Origin of the sequence: Pantoea sp. F_5 (genome assembly GCF_008631595.1) — a bacterium.
Lineage (GTDB): Bacteria > Pseudomonadota > Gammaproteobacteria > Enterobacterales > Enterobacteriaceae > Pantoea > Pantoea gossypiicola.
In genome coordinates this window covers 1-20,264 of record NZ_VWUO01000013.1, presented here as the reverse complement: position 1 = coordinate 20,264, position 20,264 = coordinate 1, and the positions used below count along the sequence as shown (strand labels likewise).

The window sequence follows — 20,264 nt, the reverse complement described above, 5'->3', positions numbered from 1 at the left end:
TGCATGAATTAAAACCTGCGTCCTCTAGTTTACGGGAACAGCCAGGTAAACAAAAAGATCCTGATTAAGTCTGCAAACGGAGGGTTTGAGAGAAAAACGGACCTGAACGCATGCGACTCTCATGTAATTGCAGGCCATAAATCGTTTCTGACAGGGAATCGCATAGCTTCAGTTAACCCGTAACGGGTAACATTTTGTCCAGTTGTAGTTGACCTTTGCCAGCGTCAGTTCTCCGGCGACATCCCCAAAATCAACTGTCTGACGTTCCAGAAAATAGCGACGTAAGGTTACGGGTAAAAATGCCGCGTTGTAGCGCAGCAGGGTGCTGTGCCAGAAGGGGGCCGGTAATGGGCTGCCCAAATGACGCATCATCAGCTCATTTTTCCAGTCAGAATCGAGCACTTTTTCGCAGAATGACTGGCGCATGGTTACAGCAGGATTTTCAGGGATCCCTGCGAGCAACAACTGACCGGGCAACGCAACGAGCCGGAGATCCCTGATAACGATTTTCTTCGCCTCAAATCCGGTCCAGATAGCCGTCAGCTGATCCACTTTATCGGGCAACGGCGCGTTTTCGTGATAGAGCGGCAGGGTCAGAGGTAAAAAGGTAAAATGAAAACCGTCTGCTGGCAGAACATCGGCCAGCGGATCATCTCTGGTAAGCTGTTGCAGTTCACGCAGCAGACGTGAGACATCAGAGGATACAGATGGCTGTATGCCTGTTGCGAGAGCGAGTTTTACTGAATCGTAGTAATTCCCTTGCCTGATATCGCCAATGCCTGCATTTTCCCTCCACATCGCAACGGTTTTTTCATTTGCAGAACGGTAAATGTTGTGCAGATTCATCGATTTCATATCAGACCTTTTGCCATTTAAATCAGCTTGTCGTTAAAGATATTTCTGTCTGACGTTTCAGGCTACCTGATTAATCTGATGGCCGCAGACCTGCAAAGGCATTGTGGTGATCCGCTACAGAAATCCTTTCAGTAGAGCTATTAAGGCCACTGCCAGTCTGTTTTGTACTGTTCAGCGAGCGTCTTGCATAACTAAGGCTGAATGACCTTCCCCTGTTCATCAAGCAGGTCTGTCAGGAGTGCTGTGCCATCATCTCCCACGCGGAATGCCCCGTATCGTGCCTGCGCGAAACGCTCGCCATGACCTTCCTGAAAGAAATAAGCGTTGGTGCCGACGGTCAGCGAGCCGGAATGTTGATGATATTTCACCCGTAACTGATTTGCCTGCAGCGGCTCACCCTGATCAAACCGGGCCTGAATCGCATGACGCTGCGCATCGAGATCCACAATCAGAGCCCCGCTGGTGGGCAGGCATGGAGATGACCGCGCCGCGCTGCAGGCCACTGCCTGTTGATACAGCGTCTGCTCCAGCGGTCGGGTGAGGGCATAATTCAGCGCCATGTAATCACCCTGCATCAGGGAGCGCGGGTCAACCGGTGCCAGGGATAAAATCATGATCGCGCCCTGTTTCAGTAATTGTTCTTTTTGCCAGATGCTGACATTGACGGCCACCAGCGCCAGCGCTATCACTGCGCCTGCCAGCCATCGGCTCTTTTTACGCATTCTCACTCGCACCTCCGATTTTTGCGGGTAACACTTTTGCGACGACCCACGCCAGCCCCAGCAAAACCAGACCGCCAGCCAGCAGTAACAGTGTTTTCTGCAGCAGAGTCACCTCAAGGAAGTAATACCAGCCAATGACATACAGCACCATGAACCCGGCACTGACCACCATCAATCCCGGACTTCCCAGATAACGCGCCATCAGAATCAGCCACAAGCCCAGCCCGATACCCGGCGCATAAAGGGCGGCAGCTCCGCAGATAAGGGCGGCGGGCAGTGTGATTATCGAAAACAGCGGCTGACCGATCCTTTTCTGACTGAGCGCACTCAGCACTAAACCTGCCGCAATACCGGTGCCTGTCGCAGACTGAAGCATAGAAAACTGCCCAGGAGACCAGAAGAAATCCATCAGAACCGCCGCGTTTATCCCAGGGAAACTCAGCAGCATCAGACCCGCCGGGATGCCATACAGCAGGGGATGTACGGCGTCAGCATACCGCCCTGCCAGTAATCTCAGTTGATGACTGACAATCCACAGCCACAAAAACATCACCGCTGCCACCAGCAGGGAAACAGCAACGCAACCTGCCGTTGGCGACAGGTAGTGCAGGGAAAGTAAATAGCCCGCCAGCACCAGAAAAAAAGTCAGGGCAGTGATGGCCATAAACCGGTAAGTGCGGTCAGGCATCGCCACCGCCATCGCCGCAAGAATCGGTAACGCGCTCAGTGAACTCAGCATCATAAAGCTGACGTCATCGCTCTGGATTTGTAACACAACGCCTAAAATCAGCCCGCACGTCGCCGCAATGGCCCATGCCAGCCCGAGGTGATACTTACCGTCACGATCGCTGCGTAACAGGCCGCGGGCAATCACGGCGAGCACGAGTGAAGGCACGATAAGGGTGACAGCATTCGGGTCGTCGAGCAGGTCAGTGCTATAGAGCACCAGCGCCATCAGTAACAGAGTGATGATCGCGGCGACCCAGCCTCCGATGCTCAGCGCCAGCCTCAGATACCAGGGCAGATCGAATGCGTGACCGCGTTGCTGAATCTCCCTGATCTGTGCGTCGCTCAGCAGGCCCTGCTGACGCAGGGCATCTGTCAGTAAGGTCAGTCTGGGCGGAGCCTGATCGAACGGTCCCTTTTCAGCCAGTTTGCGCTGCCACTTCAGCAGGATCGAGCCATTTGCCGCTACCCAGAAAATCATCATGACGCCGGTCAGATAAAGGTCACCCGTAACATAGGCCACCAGGAATAACTGCATGATCAGTGCGCAGCCCACAACTGTCAGACTGGCGATGCCTATTGTCAGCATACAGAGATCAACATGGCGATAACGGTACAGGTAATAGCCTGCCAGCAGGGTAACCATCCAGCCGCCCGTCAATAACGTAAAGTGGTTACCACCGTGCCAGTCAGAAATATTCCCGGCCACGATGGCGGTCAGCAGCAGTAGTAAAAATCCCGCCATGACGCGTGAGAACCAGCGGCTTGCCAGCCAGCTCTCAGGGTGATGCGTTATTGCCCGCCAGGTCAGAACTTCCCTGATAATCAGGCAGGCTGCCAGCAGCGCCAGATAGCCGTGCAGCACTGTCGTCGGGAGCCGGAAGAGGCTGTCAGACACGGCGAGTTCCAGCAGTGACGTCGGTAACGTGGTGGTGTAGTAGAGCTGGAATGCCAGGTTAGCGACCAGCCAACTGCAAAACCACAGGCTGTTTTGCCGGGCAATCAGCGCCAGCGGCAGAAGAACGCATAACCAGGCCCGAAATAGCTCCCAGCTATCTGCACCCGTCTGATAAATCTGTCCGTAAAGCGCAAAGAGAGCACCGAAACTTAATCCTGCTGCCAGCAATGCGCTGCGTGCCAGCGTGCTGTACCAGCGCCACCAGACTACTACCGCCAGCGCGACGATCAGCAGTTCGGCCAGGGCAAATTTCGCCATTTTCGGCAGCCAGGCCCAGTTCCAGGCAATAAAAAACACCGATCCAGCAACCAGTGCCAGCAATCCCAGACAGCCAAGCACCGGGATAAGAAACTGACGCCACTGCGCATCTGACGGCCTGATACCACAGAAAGCAAAGATGCGCTGGCATGTTTCCGGGCTCATGCTTCCTGCTTTGATGAGACCAGCAATCTGACGGCAAAGATATGCTGCCGTTCGTGATGGCATCCCGGTTATCTTATCGGCCGTAATCTCCCACATACTTTCCCTGCCTCTGTTTGCGGTGTGACTTTGATGATGATGTTAACCACGGTTCTTCCCTGTTATGGCGCTTTGATGAGCGGCAGATAACTTTGCTGAACAAATGTAAACATCTTTTCCGGGATATAACAGCGTAAATCAAAGGCGGGGAGTGAACGCTGCGCGATCTGTCGCATTGTTATGATCAGGAGCACCGCGGCCCTGTTTTGGTAGCCTGGAAATGACATTCGCCCCGACGAATTCTAACCCTGCAGGCAGGCTTTACTGCTTACTATCTGAGATACCGCATTGCTGAAATGCCAGGAAAAAAAACGCAACCGTTCAGTCACTGGCCGCTGACTGCAACGGTGAAGACGGCTGGTTTCGCCAGATCTTCAAGGTTTAAGATGCGCTGCTGAGAGTACGAGCAACTGTATCACCTGCTGTGAGCAATCAGAAAAGCCAGCGTCCCGCACGGGCTGACTCAATAAACATTCTTATAGTCAGTGGCTCTTTATTATGTTTTACGGGGGTACGTGAGAACAGTGAGGAGTTTTTCCAGGGGAAATAAGCAGCGAGATCGAAGCCTGCTGGCTGCACGTTAAAATCTTTAAAAAACTTCTCCGCCATTTCAGCGATATCATCCGCTTCATACTGCTCCTGCAAAATGTCATCCTCGCCGATTTCAATTTTCTTGAAAAGGAACGTCGTCACCAGCGGCAGTTCACGCAAAATGAATTCGCGCACCGCATCAGGGGTTACTGTCATAATATTCACCAAATTTTATCTTCAGGCCGCACAATCATGTTGTAGCGGTGGACGGTGCGGAAACTGATTTGTGCAACATCGTTTGCCAGAATCACCCATCCGACAACAGGTACGGCCCTGCCAACGAATGCTCCCAGGTTGTTAACCCAGAAAATCTTCAGCCCACGCAAACTGAAAGATTTGGCGGTCAGCGTTGGCAGAATGCGGCGCCGGAATTTGTAAGAAAGGTGTTTGCGGAAAAAGATAGACGCAACGGAAGTACCGGGAGTTGCCGTGTTGGGTTTCCCGGGTACATCGATATTATTGTTGCCTAAAATTAGTCCCGTAATGGCCACAATATCCTGCACGCCCAGCTGTTTTTGTGTCTCATCTACCAGCACCCAGAACAGCAATTCCTGCGGCGTCAGATTCGGCAAGCCATTGAAATAATACGTACCACCCAGCTGCTCTGTTGTATCCATACCTGCAAATCCCTTTCGTCAAATGGTTAACGTATTTTAACTTTACCATCTGTGTGACAGGTTGTTAATCCATTACCGGGTCGTCTGTAAGTCGGGCTTTTGCGTTTCAAAGGCCGGCACCTCAATAATCTGCGGTGCATGCAGCCGGGAAAACCTGCAGGCGAATCACGTCGTTCTGATGCAGGTCAATCAGCACCGAGAGCAGCGAACTTTAATCACGCCGGGCGATGCGGTTGCTTTGGGGGTGATCAGGATGTCGCGCATGCTCTGTCGGGTGCGTTCGATGTCCGTGAGAGCTTCGCCAATTTCTGGCTCGTACTGAAACCAGCCGCCTTCCTTAAACACGGCGGTGGTGCCGTTTTCCGGGTAGTCAGGCTGCGGGAAGGCATCGAATAAATGGTGGGCAGCGCAAATGTAGTTTCAAGATTGCCGCCCAGGCTCAGCAGCATAACCTGTTTATCGACGGTAGGCTGTCACCATGTGCGGGTGCTGCCAGCACGCAGGGTGAGCCAGTTAATCCAGTTGGTTTCAAGGTCGCCCGTTTTCACCCGGCACAGCTAGTTCACCGGATCCACTTTGAACCTGGTGCCGGTGCATATCAGGTTGGTTATAAGGCGCATGATTTTAGTAAGTTGAATATTCATAAAAGCATGATGCCGTAAAAAATATTTATATAAAATTAGTATTCATTGTGTGATATCTGATACAAATTACCTGTCATAGTCTTTAAAGGGCGATAATTAATGGACATCGATAAAATAAATGCCTTCCTGGCCACAGCAATTGGCAGTCTGATATTCAAATGGCTTGCTGGGGCAATTAAAACCTTATGGGGATGGCTAAATAAAATTTATCCAGAAGAAAAGTTTTTAACCGATGATTTAAACATATCTGCTCCGCTGATCAGGATGAGTTACTGTAAATATCGAAAAAACACTAAAGCAAGGACAAAAAAGGCAAATTACATTCAATCCACTTTCGGTTTGGTGTTTATAATCGTCTTCACATCTTTTCTATTTTCATTCAGCGCATTACTTTTAAAGGGGCCAGTCCTATGGATAGATTATACCTACTCAGCAACACATGATAAATTCTGGATAAAGCCCGGTGAAGCAAAAAATCCTTCGAATGAAGAAATCTGGAAAATCACTCCAGAGACCTGCCTGTCACCTTCTGAACTCAAAGTATTAGCTGGCATCCATGGGCAAACTAAGGATTTTATTTGTAGATATATGCTTTTGAGCGAAGAAAAAGAATCTTTAGCGAAAAGCACGCGTAAAACATCCATATCCATAATGGTAATGTCACCTATCATTATTTTTTCCTGCCTATACTTCATATCGCTTGGGACAGGGATGATTATTGACATATACATAACAAATAGAATAACGAAGTTTAATCATACTGAAGCAAAAAAAAGTTTCGAGTACCTAACGTAACTTTCTGGAATAAGAGAGAGTTAAGTAGAATGGAAAGTATGTTTTCTTTCAACTCTCTGACTAACCCCTGGCAGCGGACGTTCAGCATATTTCACCATCGGAACTCGACGGCTTACCCGGTCCCGCAGGCCGTAGTGATTGACGCGGGCCAGCCACTGCACCACCGGAACAAAGGCAACCTCAGCGGCGTCTGCACCTGCCTGCGCTTTAAGATATTTTTAGTTTTCAGCTTCGTAAACATTCCGCGACGGACGCAACCAATTTTGTTGCGGGCGCTGACTCAGCGGGGTTCTTATGCGGTGTCGTCAAGGGACTGTTGTGCGATGATGTTCCCTGCTGAACGCGACGCAAGTGGTGTGCTTACTCCTGCATCCATGTCTTACGTACCGCCGGTTCCAGCTGTGAGAAAAGCGCAGTCAGCCAGGCATCCACTTCATGCAGTTCAGCCACGTCTCACCATCCAAAACTCCTCCTCCGGCTCCGCCTCAATATGTGCTCTTACGTTCTCAACCATCACTGTCACGCGCTCGCTTAGCTTCAGGTCCATGCTGATGTCGCAGCGGTCATTTGCCAGAATGTTGACATCAAACGAAAATAATTTCTTACGCGCCTAACTATTCTGCCGCGCGTCTTTCTAGGTTTCGCGTAGCTATATAAGCACCCGTGCCATCAGCAGGTTCTGTTCACCTGTAAAATCAGTAATTCCCACGCTCAGCGTGTAGCGATATACCAACCACAGGGACACAGCGGACATGGGAAGCAACTGGCCGTTGTCCAGAAACGGCTTAATCCCGCTTTGTTAAAGTTGGAATAATCAACCTGTTAACTTGCAATGTTTCCCGGTGATTTCATTTTTCTGTCATTTTTATTCTTTAGGCTCGTGGCTTTCCTTAATGGATATAAAAATATGAAAGTAAAAGCGATTTCTCTGATTATCGGTTGCACGCTCTCTTTATCAACGTTAGCGGCACAGCCGAAGGTCGAACGCTACATCGTCAGTTTCCCAGAGGGGACGCGTGTGAGCTACAACGGTGCATTCGCCAGCGCATTTCCTCAGGGTCTGCCGGTGGGTATCGGCTCTGGTTTGCTGTTTACCGGTAAGCAGAGGGATGCGCTGACCTTTGTTACCGTCACCGATCGCGGTCCTAATGCCGACTCGCCTGATGTGGGTAAGAAAGAATCAAAAATATTCGTTACGCCAGGCTTCGCGCCACTACTAATGAATATTCGGGTACAGAACGGCAAAGCCGAGGCCACAGATGCCCGACCATTGCATGACGATAAGGGCAACGTTAACGGATTGCCGTTGCAGGATGGCGTCATCGGCTCAACCAATGAAGTCGCGCTAAGCGATACGCTGAAAGCGCTGCAGGGTGACAACCGTGGTCTGGATACGGAAGGCATTACGCCAGATGGCAAGGGCGGATACTGGCTTTGCGATGAGTATGGTCCGTTCCTGATTAACGTAGATGAGCGCGGTAAAATCCTGGCGATTCACGGGCCGCAGGCAGCCGAAGGGGAGAAATCCATCGCGGGCGGTCTGCCGAACATACTCAAATGGCGTCAGCCAAACCGTGGCTTTGAGGGGATCACCCGCATGCCCGATGGGCGTATCCTCGCCGCGGTCCAGAGCACATTGGATATCGACGGGAAAAGCAAAAAGCAGGCGCGCTTTACCCGCCTGGTGAGTTTCGATCCGGCGACCGGGAAAACTGCAATGTATGGATACCCGATCGACAGCGCGGATTACAGTAAAAACAGTGACGCAAAAATTGGCGATATCGTGGCGATCGACAATCAGCATATCCTGCTGATCGAACAGGGCAGCGACAAAAACGATGCGATGCGCAACCTTGTCTATAAGGTGGATCTCAGCTCCGCTACCGAGCTTTCAGCATTTGATAAGCCCGGTGAATATCCGGAGTTCGATGACGAGAAAGCGCTGGTGAAGCGCGGCATTAAGTTTGCCGCTAAAAAGCGGGTGGTTGATTTACGTCAGCTCGGCTGGCAGCAGGAGAAAGCCGAAGGGCTGGCGATGATCGACGATAAAACGCTGGCGGTCACCAATGATAATGACTTTGGCGTGAAAGCGGTGATGCAGAATCCGGTTGAAGGTAAGAAGCGTAAGGATTATCGGGTGACGGAGCAGGGGACGCTTACGGTGGATGACAAGCCGGTTGCCACGACCATCGGTCTGAGGCCGCTGAAGAAACCGGAGTCAGACAGTGAGTTGTGGATTATCACGCTGGCGGAAGCGCTGAAATAAGATTCAAGGAGATAAAAGTCAACGTCCGCTTTTGCCTGTGAGTTGAACTGATAGACGCAACATACTTATTGAACCGTTCTGCGGGAAATTCATCGGTCAAGGCAAAAAATCGCGCGGTGTTGAACTCAGAATTGAACGGAAAGCAGCGGTATAGGACGCAGGACATGAAAAGCCAGGCTCGTAAGCGACCTGTTTGACTGGAATACCATTCGCGAGTTGATCCAGCGAAGCATAAATCCTGGCTCTTTGCTTCCAGGTTCTGAAACTAAAGCCCGTATCTTTAATAAACAATCGCGAAAAGGTACGTTCTGACATCGCCGCTATAAAAGCGAGGTCACTCATCGATGCTTCCCAGCGTTGGTTAACCACTAGTTCCCTTACAGCAGAGAATAAGCGCTCATTATTTGGCATTGGAAGTGCTGTAGTTAATGGTTGAGTTTCGCTGAGTAATCCAGAAGCAACAGGGCCATCTTGCGCTGACTCGGTCTGTTGTAGTTCTCATTGAACAAACCTGCTATCAGTTCTTTCACCAGTGGCGTCGCCGTAATGACGTGTACCTGGTCACTCTTCGTAAAATTGGTGCATTCTGCGATAAGGCTGCAACTAAAATAGACAGCCCGCAGATCGGTATGAGACAGCAAATTGTAACTATGGATCTGCAGAGGCGGCAGCCACAATGCACGCTGAGGGCGGATAACCCATCGGTTGTTTTCCGTTTCAACCAGCATGACTCCCCTGGTGGCATAGAGCAACTGTACCTCAAGATGATGATGGGGAGGATCGGTTTCTCCACGTTGATAGCTTATAGCCGTGCCAGACCAGCCAGGAACGTCTTCATGTCCTGGCGCTTTATCTATACTACCTGGCATTTCAGATTCAGACCCTGCCACTATGATACGTAAATCGGAACCATCCGGTGTACGAGCTCACTGGATGGAGAATGTTTATCGCCAGATTATCACAGGTATAACAGGAGCCTATCTTAATGCGGGTACACTTTATCGTACATGAACGTTTCGAAGCGCCAGGGGCATATGAAACATGGGCGAGAAAACGGGGTCATGATGTGACTTACTCACACTTATACGCAGGTGATGCGTTGCCAGCCGACGCCCAGGGCATCGATTTACTAATCGTTATGGGCGGTCCACAAGATCCAGCCACAACATCTGAAGCGTGCCCGCACTTCGATTCAAAAGGTGAGCAGGCGCTGATTGCCTCCGCTGTTAAAGCCGGTAAGGCTGTGATCGGTATCTGTCTGGGATCACAGTTGATCGGTGAAGCGCTCGGTGCGCCGTTCGCCCATAGCCCGGAAAAAGAGATTGGCAAATTCCCGATTACCCTGACTGAAGAGGGTAGAAGGGATGCGTTGTTCTCTCACTTTGCGAAGTCGCTCGACGTCGGCCACTGGCATAACGACATGCCGGGTCTTACTCCGGAAGCAAAAATTATTGCTTTCAGCGAAGGCTGTCCGCGCCAGATCGTTTCATATTCAGACCGTGTGTTTGGGTTCCAGTGCCATATGGAAATGACGCCGGATGTTGTTGAGCTGCTGATCGCGCATTCTGACAAAGATCTGAGCCGTGCTGCAGAATACCGCTTCGTTGACACGCCGGAAAAACTTCGGGCGCATGATTACAGCGAAATGAATCAGGTACTCTTTGAATTTCTGAACAAGCTGGAAAAACGTTATAAAGCCGCTCAGGCATAATGTCATTCCGGATGTAAACTGTTGCCGGTTTTATGACAGAAAGCGGGTGTTGAGTATGAAGAGGGTTATGGCTTTCCGTAAGATTGACTTGCCGCCGACCTTCCTCTTCTCAATCATCCATTCTCAGCCTTACTTTTTTATATCTGCTTACATTCCCAGACTGGCCAGCAGGTCGTCTACATCATCCTGACTGGCAGGGGTTTCTGATGAGGAAGCGGGTTTAGACGGCGCTGCGCGCTCGGTCGTGCCATGTGAGCCGGTGTTATCACGGATGACCTGTATCAGTTGCTGCTCAGCCTGATTCAGCACGGCCATCATCGCCTGGACTATCTGTCCGGTGAGATCCTGGAAGCCCTGTGACATCATAATCGCGTGCAACTGCTGTTGTGTCAGACCTGTGATACGGGGCACCTCATTAAGCAAAGCAACAGTATCAGCAGCTAATGCCTGATCCTGTTCTTTGTCCGACGGATTCCCGGAAGTGGCATCCCAGCGTTGAGTGAGCTTCTCCGCTTTTTCGCCCAGTTCGGTTTGCAGAGGCTGCGTGATCTCCACGCTATTGATGACGCCCTCTGCGGCTTCACGGGTCATAGTGACCACATAACCCAGCCTTTCACGGGCGTTCGGGATACTTCCCGCCACATCGGCAATGGTTTTATCAAGCCCAAGCTGTTGCAGACTGTCGCGAAGCTGCCGCAGGATGTAGCCAGCACGCGCCGTGATTTCGCCAATTTCCTGCTGCTTACTATGAGTGTCGGATGGTGACATAAATATTGTTTCCTGCGGACAGAGTTTCGATATCTGAGGTTATCGGCAGAATCCGGCGGTTTTTTAAATTTCCTGTGATTTTTCCCATAGGACAGAGGTATCAGAATGTTAAGAAGACGCCACAGTGCGGATATTGCCAGGTTTGAGTAAGGGAAAAATGTGGCTGAATAGCTGTGTTTACACCGCGGGCTTTTCTGCCTGGAGCATGATGCCAGCGGTTACGTTTGATTTGATCAGGAAGTGGACATCAGTTGTGGTTCTACAGCAGAGGACGTTACCGTCAGCAAAGTCACTTATTGATTAAAGGAGGGCATGCCCGCTGCCGCCCTTAATAAGGTGCTTTTGATAGCCGGTGCGATGATTTGAAGCGGAAACTGGTGCATCAGGTAAATATTTATTGCTGCTGTGAACGGTATAATATCTGTTGAGACAAACAGCGAGAGGTTGTAATCAAATGCTGACGTATATCACGACTGGTACAAATGACCTTCAGCGATCCGTGGACTTTTATGACGCTATTTTTAACGTCCTCGGCTATTCGCGACAGCCAGCCTGGACAGAGGGCTGGGCAATGTGGGGAGATGATGATAATCCGGATGAGGGGTTCAGCTTTTGTATTTGCCCTCCCTTTGACGGATATACCGCGACGGCTGGAAACGGAACGATGTTCGCATTCAGTGCAGATAACGCCGAGCTTGTCAGACGCTTTCATGCAGCTGGCCTTCTTGCGGGTGGAGAGAATGAAGGAGATCCAGGCACACGAACCACATATGGCCCCGACTTTTATGTTGCCTATCTGCGCGATCCTGACGGACATAAGCTGGCATGCGTTTATCGGGGTTATTCTCCTGAAGCAGATAACGACACAGATGAACAGTAGTCACCCCATTGATAAAATTTCACGATTTTAGCGGTGACTAAATCAACTGTGAATTCAAGCATTCCCGGCGAAAAATCTCAATTCACTGCGCGGCTGGCGTACTGCGATTCTGGCGTAAAGCGAACATATTAGCTGGGCGAGGTCTGCTGAAGGCTAAAAGAGGACAGGACATCCCGCAATGAACTCATTCCTTATTGTTCTGACTCAGCATGGGCCAGACGTAAATGATGCGCTATAAAGTTCGCTTTGAGCGCGCTGTAGCGATGAGCATCGTTCCTGCTGAGTCGTGCTGCTGAATGCTTCAGCTCAGCATATAACCCTGCGATGGTTGTGTTTTTTCGTAAATAATCGCGGAAGACAAGATGTCTTAGTACCTGCATATCGCCACTAGCAAAGGCATGCACCTGATGACTACGCTGATCGCCACCCTTGATGAAATATCTGCGTCCTGACATCCTGTTCTCACCGCGGGCAACATAACCGGCGTGGGCCATTGCACGATTGTATCTATCCAGTTCATTGATGTCGGAGACTTCCAGCAAGATGTCGATAATGGGCTTTGCTGAGAGACCAGGGACGGATGTGCTGCCAATGTGATGGATATTTTTAGCCACTCCACCGAGCAGTGACTTTATCAGTAAACTTTCCGTTTCAAACATCTCAGGCCATTTATCATCGTATGGCACAACTATAACCGTCCGCATCAAAACACCTCCTCAGCCCTGAGTATACAACTCATCCCTGAACCTTTGTGCCTGCCGCTGGCGTTCCCTGGTGAAAAAACAGCATCCACTGGCCTTCATCTGAACAAATCCAGTAAGAGGAACGTAATGCAGCATGACTGCCATCAGCGTAAAACGTCCGATAGTGAAGCAGGGCACAACCGCAGCCCATCTCCGTGAGCCGGAAATCACTGCTGAGAATAAAGGGTGCGGCCTTCTCACTTAGCAGCGCCGTAATGGTCTCTGATCGGCTGACAGTCACTCCTGACCGGCTGATTTCCCGGAACTCAGGATGAAGAATCAACTCAAGCCACGCCCGATCGCTTCGTCTGTCACTATGAAGGCTGCACTCAAGCAATCTGAGCTTTTCCAGAAGCATTCTGCTTATCCTCGAATAATTATGGCGGATGTTTTAATGATCATAACAGTGCGCCTGTATCTTAACTCCTGATACAGGCAATTTCTGATGGACATAGTGTCTGCAAAGAGCGAGAAACGGACAGAGAGTAAACCCTCTTCAGTAACACAGAGTCATTTTTAGCAGGGTAATTAGGTTTAACCGGTATGTTCAGAACGTCGCAGAAACAGATTAATTACTCTGCTTTTCAGGTACAAACTGATTCAGAAGTAACGTAATGACACAGATCACCGCGCCTGCAAAAAATGTAGAGGCAGAACCCCATATATCCCATAAAAGTCCTGCCCCCAGACTTGCTATAAGCAATCCCATGCCACTTAACAAACTGAAAAATCCAAACGCTGTTCCGCGAAGGTCTGCTGGTGCAGTACGAGCGATCATGGTGTTAAGCAGGCCCTGAGTCATTCCCATATGTACACCCCATAATGCTACGCCAATTATGATCCCTACCCAGGTATCACTCAGAGCAAGCACTAAATCTGCCATAATGAGCACAACGAGGCCCATTTGCAGCAATCGCCTGTGACTGCTCCTGTCGGATAAGCGTCCAAACGGGTAAGCTGTAAAAGAAAAGACAATATTCATGGCGACCATTACGAGAGGAATGAGAGCAAGAGGGATATTGACCTCCTGTGCTCTCAGAACCAGGAAGGCCTCACTAAACCTGGCGAGGGTAAAGACCCCGCCCAGCCCTATTACCCACCAACAATGTACGCCCAGCCTTTTCAGATTTTCTTTTTTTACTGGGTTTGTTGTTGCTTTTACTACATGTGTGCGAGGTTCATGTAATCCAAAGAATAACAGGGCAACGGCCAGAATTGCCGGCACGACCGCCACCCAGTAAACAGCGCGAAAATCATTACTCCATAATAGCATTAGCCCCACTGCTAGCAGCGGTCCGAGAAATCCTCCCATAGTGTCCAGCGTCTGGCGCAGGCCATAAACCGCCCCTCTGATTTCGGGTGGTGTAACGTCGGCAACAAGAGCGTCCCGGGGTGCACCCCTTATTCTTTATCCTACACGATCAATCATGCGCGCACTGAATATCATTCCAGATGTGGAGGCCAGTGCAAACAGCGGCTTGCTGAGCGCACCCAGACCATATCCAAGAATTGCAACCCTTTAAGTTTGCCAATGTAATCGCTGATAACGCCCGAAAAAACTTTGACACACAAAGCTGTTGCTTCAGCCAGTCCTTCAATAAGGCCAATGATGACTACCGGAGTGCCTAAAGCAGTTGCCATGAAAAGCGGAAGTAGGCTGTGGATCATTTCAGATGAAACATCCATCAAAAGACTGACAAAACCAATAATCCAGACTCCACCGGGAATACGCCGCAATGTTGAAAATCGAACACTCATTTCACATCCTTTGAAAAAGAAAAGCGCTATTAAACATCACATCACGTTACATGTTAATGAGAATCATTTTTCTTAACAAACTACGGTTCTCAGGACGAAACTCAAGTTGCGCCTTTTTAAGCAGGCAAGCATAACTTCTGTTTCTGGCAAAAAGCGGACGCTATCCAGCGTAATGTCCGCTATGAGCGAAAAGCGGACAAAATGTTGAAAAGTATAGAATGTTAAAGAATCTGGTCGTTGGAGATGACTTATACAGGTATGTAATAGAAGCCCTCCAGGACAGGAGCACAATCAGCTGGTACTGCCTTGTTTTCGCGTATGAAAAAATCATGCCCCGCTCTGCGAGATTCACGCCTGAATGGCATAATGTGCCTGTAAATATTTACCTTCATTGCTGTCAGTTGGTCAGGCGTGCCGTGGAACGGAAAACGCAGAAATGCAGCAGAGCCTTCCTGAGTGGGATCGCTCTGTTGAAGACCTGAATCAAAGGTCAGGCTAAATTTAATCCTTTCTGAATTACCAGGCGCGGGTCCATAAGTTTCAGCGACATAAGCCGGAAAATGTCCTTCCATTTTTTCTCTGGCTTTATGCAGTAAATTTCGGCGCTGTTCAGTATGGAAGTCTATGTTCTCCAGCTCAGAGCCGGTGCAGGTATAACCCAGATTGATCCCCTGCAATGACTTCAGACGGGTCATGACGAGCTGCGGGTGCGGCAAATCAGGCTTTTCGCCGGTTAATTCAGGCAGGAGCCCTTCAAAACTCCACAGAGCCGCTTCTCTGTAACGACCAGGGGCCTGACCGAAATGTTGTTTGAAAGTACGGGTAAATGCCTGTTGCGTACTGAATCCCAGCCTGTAAGTTATTTCCGTCACGGGCAGACTGGTCATTTTCAGTAAAATTGCCGCCCGGGAAAGTTTTCGGTAGCGAATGTATGAGGCCAGCGCAAGGCCGGTTTCAGCCCTGAACAACCGCTGCAGAAACCATTTGCTGTATCCGGCCTTTACGGAAACATCCTCCAGTAATACTTTTCTTTCAAGGTTGTTTTCAATCCAGATGACTAAGTCACGCGTAAAGCTATTCATCATTAACTCCAGGTGTGTGCCGCCGCATAATATAGCTTCCCTTACATTTGTTCTATCTAAAAAAAATAAATTGAATCCCGGGTCTTACTGTGCGCAATAATCATTTTATCCTGTCATAGATAAAATTATTTTCAAGTGAAACAAATTATTTCATAAGTCGCGCATAATAAATGAGCTGATATTTTAACTTTATGTTTATTATCATTTATTTAATTTGCGCAGGTGTCACCTATTCCGTCAAGTATTAGGCGGAATTTTTTTTAAGTTAATTTTTAGGCTACGATCCCTTATTCAGTTTTTTCTTTTTTTTTCACGCAGAGGAAAGTATATGAGTTCAGACATCATGCGTGCAGCCAGAATGCACGGAAAGGGAAAACCTCTGGTTATAGATGAAATTGACCGGCCATCTGTTCGCCCTACTGAAGTTCTGGTTCGGGTTAAGGCGTGCGGCATGGTACCTAATCTCCAGAATGTACTGGAAAAATGGGACGAGCTGGCACCGGACTTACCGTTGCCTGAAATGCCCGCTATCTTTGGACTGGACGTGTCAGGTGAAGTGGTCAGCACTGGTGATCGCGTAACCGACTTTCAGCCGGGCGACAGGGTCTACGTCAATCCACTGCGCGCCTGTGGGTCGTGCAGTGCGTGCCGAAATGGTCACCATCTCGACTGCGAAAGGATGATCCTGAATGGCTATTTCGGGATTAAGCCTGAAAGCGCCGCACTTTTTAAGGATTACAGGTATGGAGGATATGCTGAGTACATGCCTGCACCGCAGGACAGCCTTGTGCGCCTGCCTGATAACCTCGACTTCAGCACTGCAGCCCGCCTGGGCTATCTCGGCACCGCATATCGTGCACTGAAGCGCGGCAAGGCCGGGCCGGGGAAAACGGTGTTAATCAACGGTATTACCGGCACGCTGGGGCTTGGTGCGGTGGCGCTGGCGCTGGCGCTCGGAGTCAGACAGATACTCGGTACTGCACGTAATGAATCACTCTTTGAGCGTGTAAAGCAGCTGGCTGAGCCTGGACGCATCGAGATTCTGAAATCCGGAGAGGAGTCTGCTGATGAATGGAGTCAGAGAGTCACTGAGGGGCGCGGTGTTGATATTGCTATTGATGCACTCAATCCCGGAGCGCCGCCAGAGCCGATGAAAGAGGCCATAAAAACCCTTAACAGAGGAGGGTGTCTGGTCAACGTAGGCATGGTAAGTGAAGAGGTTCCGCTGGATGTATTCTGGATGATGTCTAACAACATCAGTCACATAGGTTCCTGCTGGTTTTCAACTGAACAGGGGCAGGAAATGGCAGATCTGGTCGGCGCGGGAGCGCTTGACTTGTCCTTTTATGAAAATAAGGCTTACCCCCTGGAGCGGATTAACGATGCTGTCGACGGCACCGAAGACCGGAGCGGCGGCTTCACGAATATTGTGATCACGCCATAAAGATGAGGGTCTCCTGCCGCCGCAGGAGATCCGCAGCCCCGTCTCCCTCATTAATTACAGTAAGACAGCATGAACAAAGTCATAAAGATTTATGAGATTTTAAAAGATACTCAGCCAACCTATGAAGAAACAGAGCATGACTGGATGAGGAACGGGCTGTCGAGTACGCCTTTCAAGCATCTGGTCTCGTGTGCTTTGTCTACGGTCACGACCACTGCACGTACTGTAAAGGCCTGCAATGCGCTCTACGCCGAAGTAAAAAATTTCGATGACATCAGGAAGCTTTCTGATGAAAGGCTGATTGAGCTGATAAAGCCGGTTGCTCATTATAACCGTAAGGCACGCACTTTAAAAAAGATGTGCGACATTATTGTTGACGATTATGACAACCGTATCCCTGATACAAAGGAAGAACTTCTCAGGCTACCCGGCATTGGTCAAAAATGCGCGAACCTGATGCTGAATTATAAATATGAAAAGCCCGTTATCGCAGTGGATACACATATTCACAGGGTGATAAATCGTCTCGGTATTGTCAGGGCATCAACGCACGAAAAATCAGCCGAACAGCTCAATGACATTACGCCGGAAGAATACAAAAAACACGCGCACGAGTGGCTGATTGCCGTGGGCATGAATATCTGTAAGCCCCGTAAGCCTCACTGCAGTGAATGTCCAGTTTCGGCCTACTGCGATTATTACCGGCAGCGCGCAGCCTGAAGGCCCTGCGCGCTGCGCATAAATGGCAAACGGACAACCCGTCTTGCGCTTAATGATTTTAGTTTAGGACGCCTGCTTCCTGCTTAGCGATGACCCAGGCAAATTTAATCAGGAGAGTTTTAATGCGAATTTCACTTGAAGGACAGGTAGCCCTAGTAACCGGCGCCAGCTCAGGGCTGGGCTACGCCTGCGCTGAGGCGCTGGCTGCTGCTGGTGCAGCCGTCACCATCAATTATCACAGCCACCGCGAGCCTGCTGAATCGCTGGCAGAAAAGATTCGGGCGCACGGAGGCCAGGCTATCGCTGTGGCTGGCGATGTGTCTGTCGAAGCGGATGTCGATAAACTGATTGCGGCCGCGGTAAGCACCTTTGGCCGGCTGGATATTCTTGTGGCGAACTCTGGCCTGCAGAAAGACGCGTCGTTCGGTGATATGACGCTTGCCGACTGGAACAGCGTTATCAGTGTTAACCTGACCGGACAGTTACTCTGCGCCCGCGCCGCCCTGCGTCAGTTCAGGCAGCAGCAGTTTAAACCTGAGCTGAGCCGCGCCGCCGGCAAGATAGTTCACATGAGCTCGGTGCATCAGGTTATTCCCTGGGCAGGACATGTCAACTATTCAGCATCAAAGGGTGGCGTGGATCTTCTGATGCGGAGTATTGCCCAGGAGATAGGAGAAGAGCGTATTCGCGTGAATGCGGTGGCTCCCGGCGCCATCAAAACGGCCATCAACGCTGACTCAATTAAGGGCGGAGCAGAAGAAAAACTGCTTGAGCTTGTTCCCTATGGCCGGATCGGCGTGCCGGAAGATGTGGCAAACGCCGTGGTCTGGCTGGCAAGCGACCTGTCAGATTACGTGCACGGTGCGACGCTGTTTATCGACGGGGGAATGAGCCTTTATCCCGGCTTCCGCAACAATGGCTGACTGACGGTCACTTCCTTCCCCAACTGACAGGTAACTTCAAGAGGAGCTGACAATGAAGAAAAAGCTATTTTTTGCAGTTTTGCTTGCTGCCCTTTGCGGAAATGCCGGAGCATCTTCAGGCGGATACCGGGCAGGAGAAAAAGCGCCCCCCCACACAGAGAAGACGCCGCGAAAAAGGGTACAGAAGATACGCTTGCGACTAAAGCAAAAGTAATCAGGGACTTCAGGCAGGGGGGGTACGTAACGCTTGAGGGTTATATCATTCATGAGCAGAAGCCAGGGCACTATCTCTTCCGCGACTCAAGCGACACCGTCAGGTTCATGGCTCCCCGCAGCGCCTTTCGCGGTCAGGTGTATCAGGCCAGTGAAAAGGTCCGCGTCAGTGGGCGTGTCTACGGTAAAGCGGATGAAACGTTTATGAAAGTGAGCCGGATCGATAGGCCCTGAACAGCCTAAAAGTGGACAACGGACCGTGCTTAATCCGGTCCGTTGAACATTCTGCATTCTGCGCTTATGTGTAGTATAAGATTACTGATAGCTCCAGAACGGGCAGAAACCCTGACGTCAGGTGAAAGTGCTGCAACTTGCTTTTAGCAATCTGAGCGCCTGAAAGTCGTACGTGTACAAAAAATTTTGTTGTGTCTGCTTCTGGCAAAAAGCGGACATCGTGTTCACATCCCCATTACGATTGAGCACGCTGAATGCTAAGTTCATAAACTACGCAGGGCACATCATAATGCTGTTCTATTGCTTTGTAAGTCATGCCTAATCGCTGCATCACTCGCTGAGAGGGCGAATTTTCAGGGTCGGCAACAGCCACTAAATACGTTGCGCCTATCTGCTCTGCCGCGAAATCAATAATCGCTTTAACCGCTTCTGTTGCATAGCCTTTGCCATTCTGTTCTGGGACGAGCCGCCAGCCAATCTCTAAGGGTGCACCTTCAACGTTTGCCAGATATTGAAGGCATGCTGCTCCAACAACGACCCCGGAAGCCTTCTCTTTGAGAACCCACCACGAAAATCCATATTTCTGCCATCTGGCCTGAACACGCCTGATGCTTTCCCAAGTCTCTTCTGGTGTTTTAACAACCCCTTTGCTGATATACCGCATCACGCCAGAATCGCTTTCCATTACCCTTAAGCCTTCGTAGTGTGAGTCATGGTAGGGTTCAAGCCTTAAGCGCGCAGTTTCTAAATTCATTTGACACTCCTTTTACTTGAAAGAATTACTTTCGCTGAACTTCTCAAAATAAATCACCATAGCACGATGTTAAGCTGCGTCAGCTTCTGGCAGCATAGTAAGGTCAGCTATGAGCGAAGAGCAGACATTTGCCCTATCTCTTTTATCGCATTGCTAATACCGGCATATTCTTGATTGAATTCTTTGGTATATCTCTCTTTTAGACAGACTTTACTGACCTGCCCCCAGTATTAGATACAACCTTCAGTTAGTAACGTCGGTTTGTTTACCCTCACATTTTCCATTCCGCCACCGTGCTGCAAACTCTGACGGCGTCTGATAATTCAGCGATGAATGCGGTC

At 50.0% G+C, this 20,264-nt stretch carries 19 protein-coding genes and 5 pseudogenes; 9 read left to right on the top strand and 15 right to left on the bottom strand.

Features of this window, described 5'->3' with window-relative positions; translation table 11 throughout:
* Positions 1-168: 168 nt before the first annotated feature.
* The 6 genes and pseudogenes from F3I44_RS16905 to F3I44_RS23960 form a co-directional block, all read right to left on the bottom strand.
* Complete coding sequence (locus F3I44_RS16905; protein ID WP_150014274.1) at positions 169-855, bottom strand: hypothetical protein; 687 nt, start codon at positions 853-855, stop codon at positions 169-171.
* 191 nt (positions 856-1,046) lie between these two features.
* Positions 1,047-1,577, bottom strand: a complete 531-nt coding sequence (locus tag F3I44_RS16900; protein WP_150014272.1) for a GDYXXLXY domain-containing protein — start codon at positions 1,575-1,577, stop codon at positions 1,047-1,049.
* Positions 1,570-3,780 (bottom strand): DUF4401 domain-containing protein, encoded by a 2,211-nt coding sequence (locus F3I44_RS16895; RefSeq protein WP_150014270.1) that lies wholly within the window; start codon positions 3,778-3,780, stop codon positions 1,570-1,572. The genes F3I44_RS16900 and F3I44_RS16895 overlap by 8 nt, the downstream gene beginning before the upstream one ends.
* 432 nt (positions 3,781-4,212) lie before the next feature.
* Positions 4,213-4,536, bottom strand: coding sequence for a DUF1493 family protein (locus F3I44_RS16890; protein WP_150014268.1), 324 nt, complete (start codon positions 4,534-4,536; stop codon positions 4,213-4,215).
* Complete coding sequence (locus tag F3I44_RS16885; protein ID WP_150014266.1) at positions 4,533-4,988, bottom strand: STM2901 family protein; 456 nt, start codon at positions 4,986-4,988, stop codon at positions 4,533-4,535. Before F3I44_RS16885 ends, F3I44_RS16890 begins: the two co-directional genes overlap by 4 nt.
* Positions 4,989-5,288: 300 nt before the next feature.
* Positions 5,289-5,632, bottom strand: a pseudogene (locus F3I44_RS23960) (phage baseplate assembly protein V); the annotation flags it as partial.
* A gap of 99 nt (positions 5,633-5,731) precedes the next feature.
* Here F3I44_RS23960 and F3I44_RS16875 point away from each other — a divergent pair.
* Complete coding sequence (locus tag F3I44_RS16875; RefSeq protein WP_150014264.1) at positions 5,732-6,427, top strand: hypothetical protein; 696 nt, start codon at positions 5,732-5,734, stop codon at positions 6,425-6,427.
* Between the two features lie 20 nt (positions 6,428-6,447).
* On the opposite strand, the pseudogene F3I44_RS24310 reads toward F3I44_RS16875, so the two are convergent.
* Both F3I44_RS24310 and F3I44_RS16865 read right to left on the bottom strand, forming a co-directional pair.
* Positions 6,448-6,877, bottom strand: a pseudogene (locus F3I44_RS24310) (phage virion morphogenesis protein).
* Positions 6,870-7,205: pseudogene (locus tag F3I44_RS16865) on the bottom strand (phage tail protein). Before F3I44_RS16865 ends, F3I44_RS24310 begins: the two co-directional pseudogenes overlap by 8 nt.
* Before the next feature lie 129 nt (positions 7,206-7,334).
* Here F3I44_RS16865 and F3I44_RS16860 point away from each other — a divergent pair.
* Positions 7,335-8,693: an esterase-like activity of phytase family protein gene (locus F3I44_RS16860; RefSeq protein WP_150014262.1), complete on the top strand. Its 1,359-nt coding sequence runs from the start codon at positions 7,335-7,337 to the stop codon at positions 8,691-8,693.
* Positions 8,694-8,789: 96 nt separating this feature from the next.
* On the opposite strand, the pseudogene F3I44_RS24305 reads toward F3I44_RS16860, so the two are convergent.
* A pseudogene (locus tag F3I44_RS24305) lies at positions 8,790-9,562 on the bottom strand (helix-turn-helix transcriptional regulator).
* A gap of 116 nt (positions 9,563-9,678) precedes the next feature.
* On the opposite strand from F3I44_RS24305, the gene F3I44_RS16845 reads away from it, so the two are divergent.
* On the top strand, positions 9,679-10,404 hold the full coding sequence (locus F3I44_RS16845) for a type 1 glutamine amidotransferase (protein WP_150014256.1): 726 nt from the start codon (positions 9,679-9,681) through the stop codon (positions 10,402-10,404).
* Between the two features lie 147 nt (positions 10,405-10,551).
* Here F3I44_RS16845 and F3I44_RS16840 read toward each other — a convergent pair whose 3' ends face one another.
* Positions 10,552-11,172, bottom strand: coding sequence for a protein phosphatase CheZ (locus tag F3I44_RS16840; RefSeq protein WP_150014254.1), 621 nt, complete (start codon positions 11,170-11,172; stop codon positions 10,552-10,554).
* A gap of 454 nt (positions 11,173-11,626) precedes the next feature.
* Between F3I44_RS16840 and F3I44_RS16835 the strand changes: the two genes are divergently transcribed.
* Entirely contained in the window at positions 11,627-12,052 is a 426-nt protein-coding gene (locus F3I44_RS16835) for a VOC family protein (protein WP_150014252.1), read from the top strand.
* A gap of 191 nt (positions 12,053-12,243) precedes the next feature.
* Here the strand turns inward: F3I44_RS16835 and F3I44_RS16830 are convergent, their stop codons facing one another.
* From F3I44_RS16830 to F3I44_RS16815, 4 genes and pseudogenes are all read right to left on the bottom strand, one after another.
* Positions 12,244-12,756, bottom strand: a complete 513-nt coding sequence (locus F3I44_RS16830) for a GrpB family protein (RefSeq protein ID WP_150014250.1) — start codon at positions 12,754-12,756, stop codon at positions 12,244-12,246.
* A 31-nt stretch (positions 12,757-12,787) separates the two neighbouring features.
* A complete protein-coding gene (locus F3I44_RS23955; RefSeq protein ID WP_150014248.1) occupies positions 12,788-13,153 on the bottom strand; it encodes a DUF4440 domain-containing protein in 366 nt (121 codons plus the stop codon).
* A 210-nt stretch (positions 13,154-13,363) separates the two neighbouring features.
* A pseudogene (locus F3I44_RS16820) lies at positions 13,364-14,553 on the bottom strand (MFS transporter).
* A gap of 248 nt (positions 14,554-14,801) precedes the next feature.
* The gene (locus F3I44_RS16815) at positions 14,802-15,638 is read right to left on the bottom strand and encodes a helix-turn-helix domain-containing protein (protein WP_150014246.1); all 837 of its coding nucleotides are present in this window, start codon (positions 15,636-15,638) and stop codon (positions 14,802-14,804) included.
* 325 nt (positions 15,639-15,963) lie between these two features.
* Between F3I44_RS16815 and F3I44_RS16810 the strand changes: the two genes are divergently transcribed.
* From F3I44_RS16810 to F3I44_RS16795, 5 genes are all read left to right on the top strand, one after another.
* Positions 15,964-17,079 carry an alcohol dehydrogenase catalytic domain-containing protein gene (locus F3I44_RS16810; protein ID WP_150014244.1) on the top strand — a complete coding sequence of 372 codons (1,116 nt, stop codon included), beginning with the start codon at positions 15,964-15,966 and terminating at the stop codon, positions 17,077-17,079.
* Positions 17,080-17,148: 69 nt separating this feature from the next.
* Positions 17,149-17,799, top strand: coding sequence for an endonuclease III (gene nth, locus F3I44_RS16805; protein ID WP_046102933.1), 651 nt, complete (start codon positions 17,149-17,151; stop codon positions 17,797-17,799).
* A 122-nt stretch (positions 17,800-17,921) separates the two neighbouring features.
* A complete protein-coding gene (locus tag F3I44_RS16800; protein ID WP_150014242.1) occupies positions 17,922-18,722 on the top strand; it encodes a glucose 1-dehydrogenase in 801 nt (266 codons plus the stop codon).
* Positions 18,723-18,774: 52 nt separating this feature from the next.
* Positions 18,775-18,936, top strand: coding sequence for a hypothetical protein (locus tag F3I44_RS24300; RefSeq protein WP_368668632.1), 162 nt, complete (start codon positions 18,775-18,777; stop codon positions 18,934-18,936).
* The gene (locus F3I44_RS16795; RefSeq protein WP_368668631.1) at positions 18,936-19,169 is read left to right on the top strand and encodes a NirD/YgiW/YdeI family stress tolerance protein; all 234 of its coding nucleotides are present in this window, start codon (positions 18,936-18,938) and stop codon (positions 19,167-19,169) included. The genes F3I44_RS24300 and F3I44_RS16795 overlap by 1 nt, the downstream gene beginning before the upstream one ends.
* 235 nt (positions 19,170-19,404) lie before the next feature.
* Here F3I44_RS16795 and F3I44_RS16790 read toward each other — a convergent pair whose 3' ends face one another.
* A complete protein-coding gene (locus tag F3I44_RS16790; RefSeq protein WP_150019492.1) occupies positions 19,405-19,923 on the bottom strand; it encodes a GNAT family N-acetyltransferase in 519 nt (172 codons plus the stop codon).
* Between the last annotated feature and the right edge of the window lie 341 nt (positions 19,924-20,264).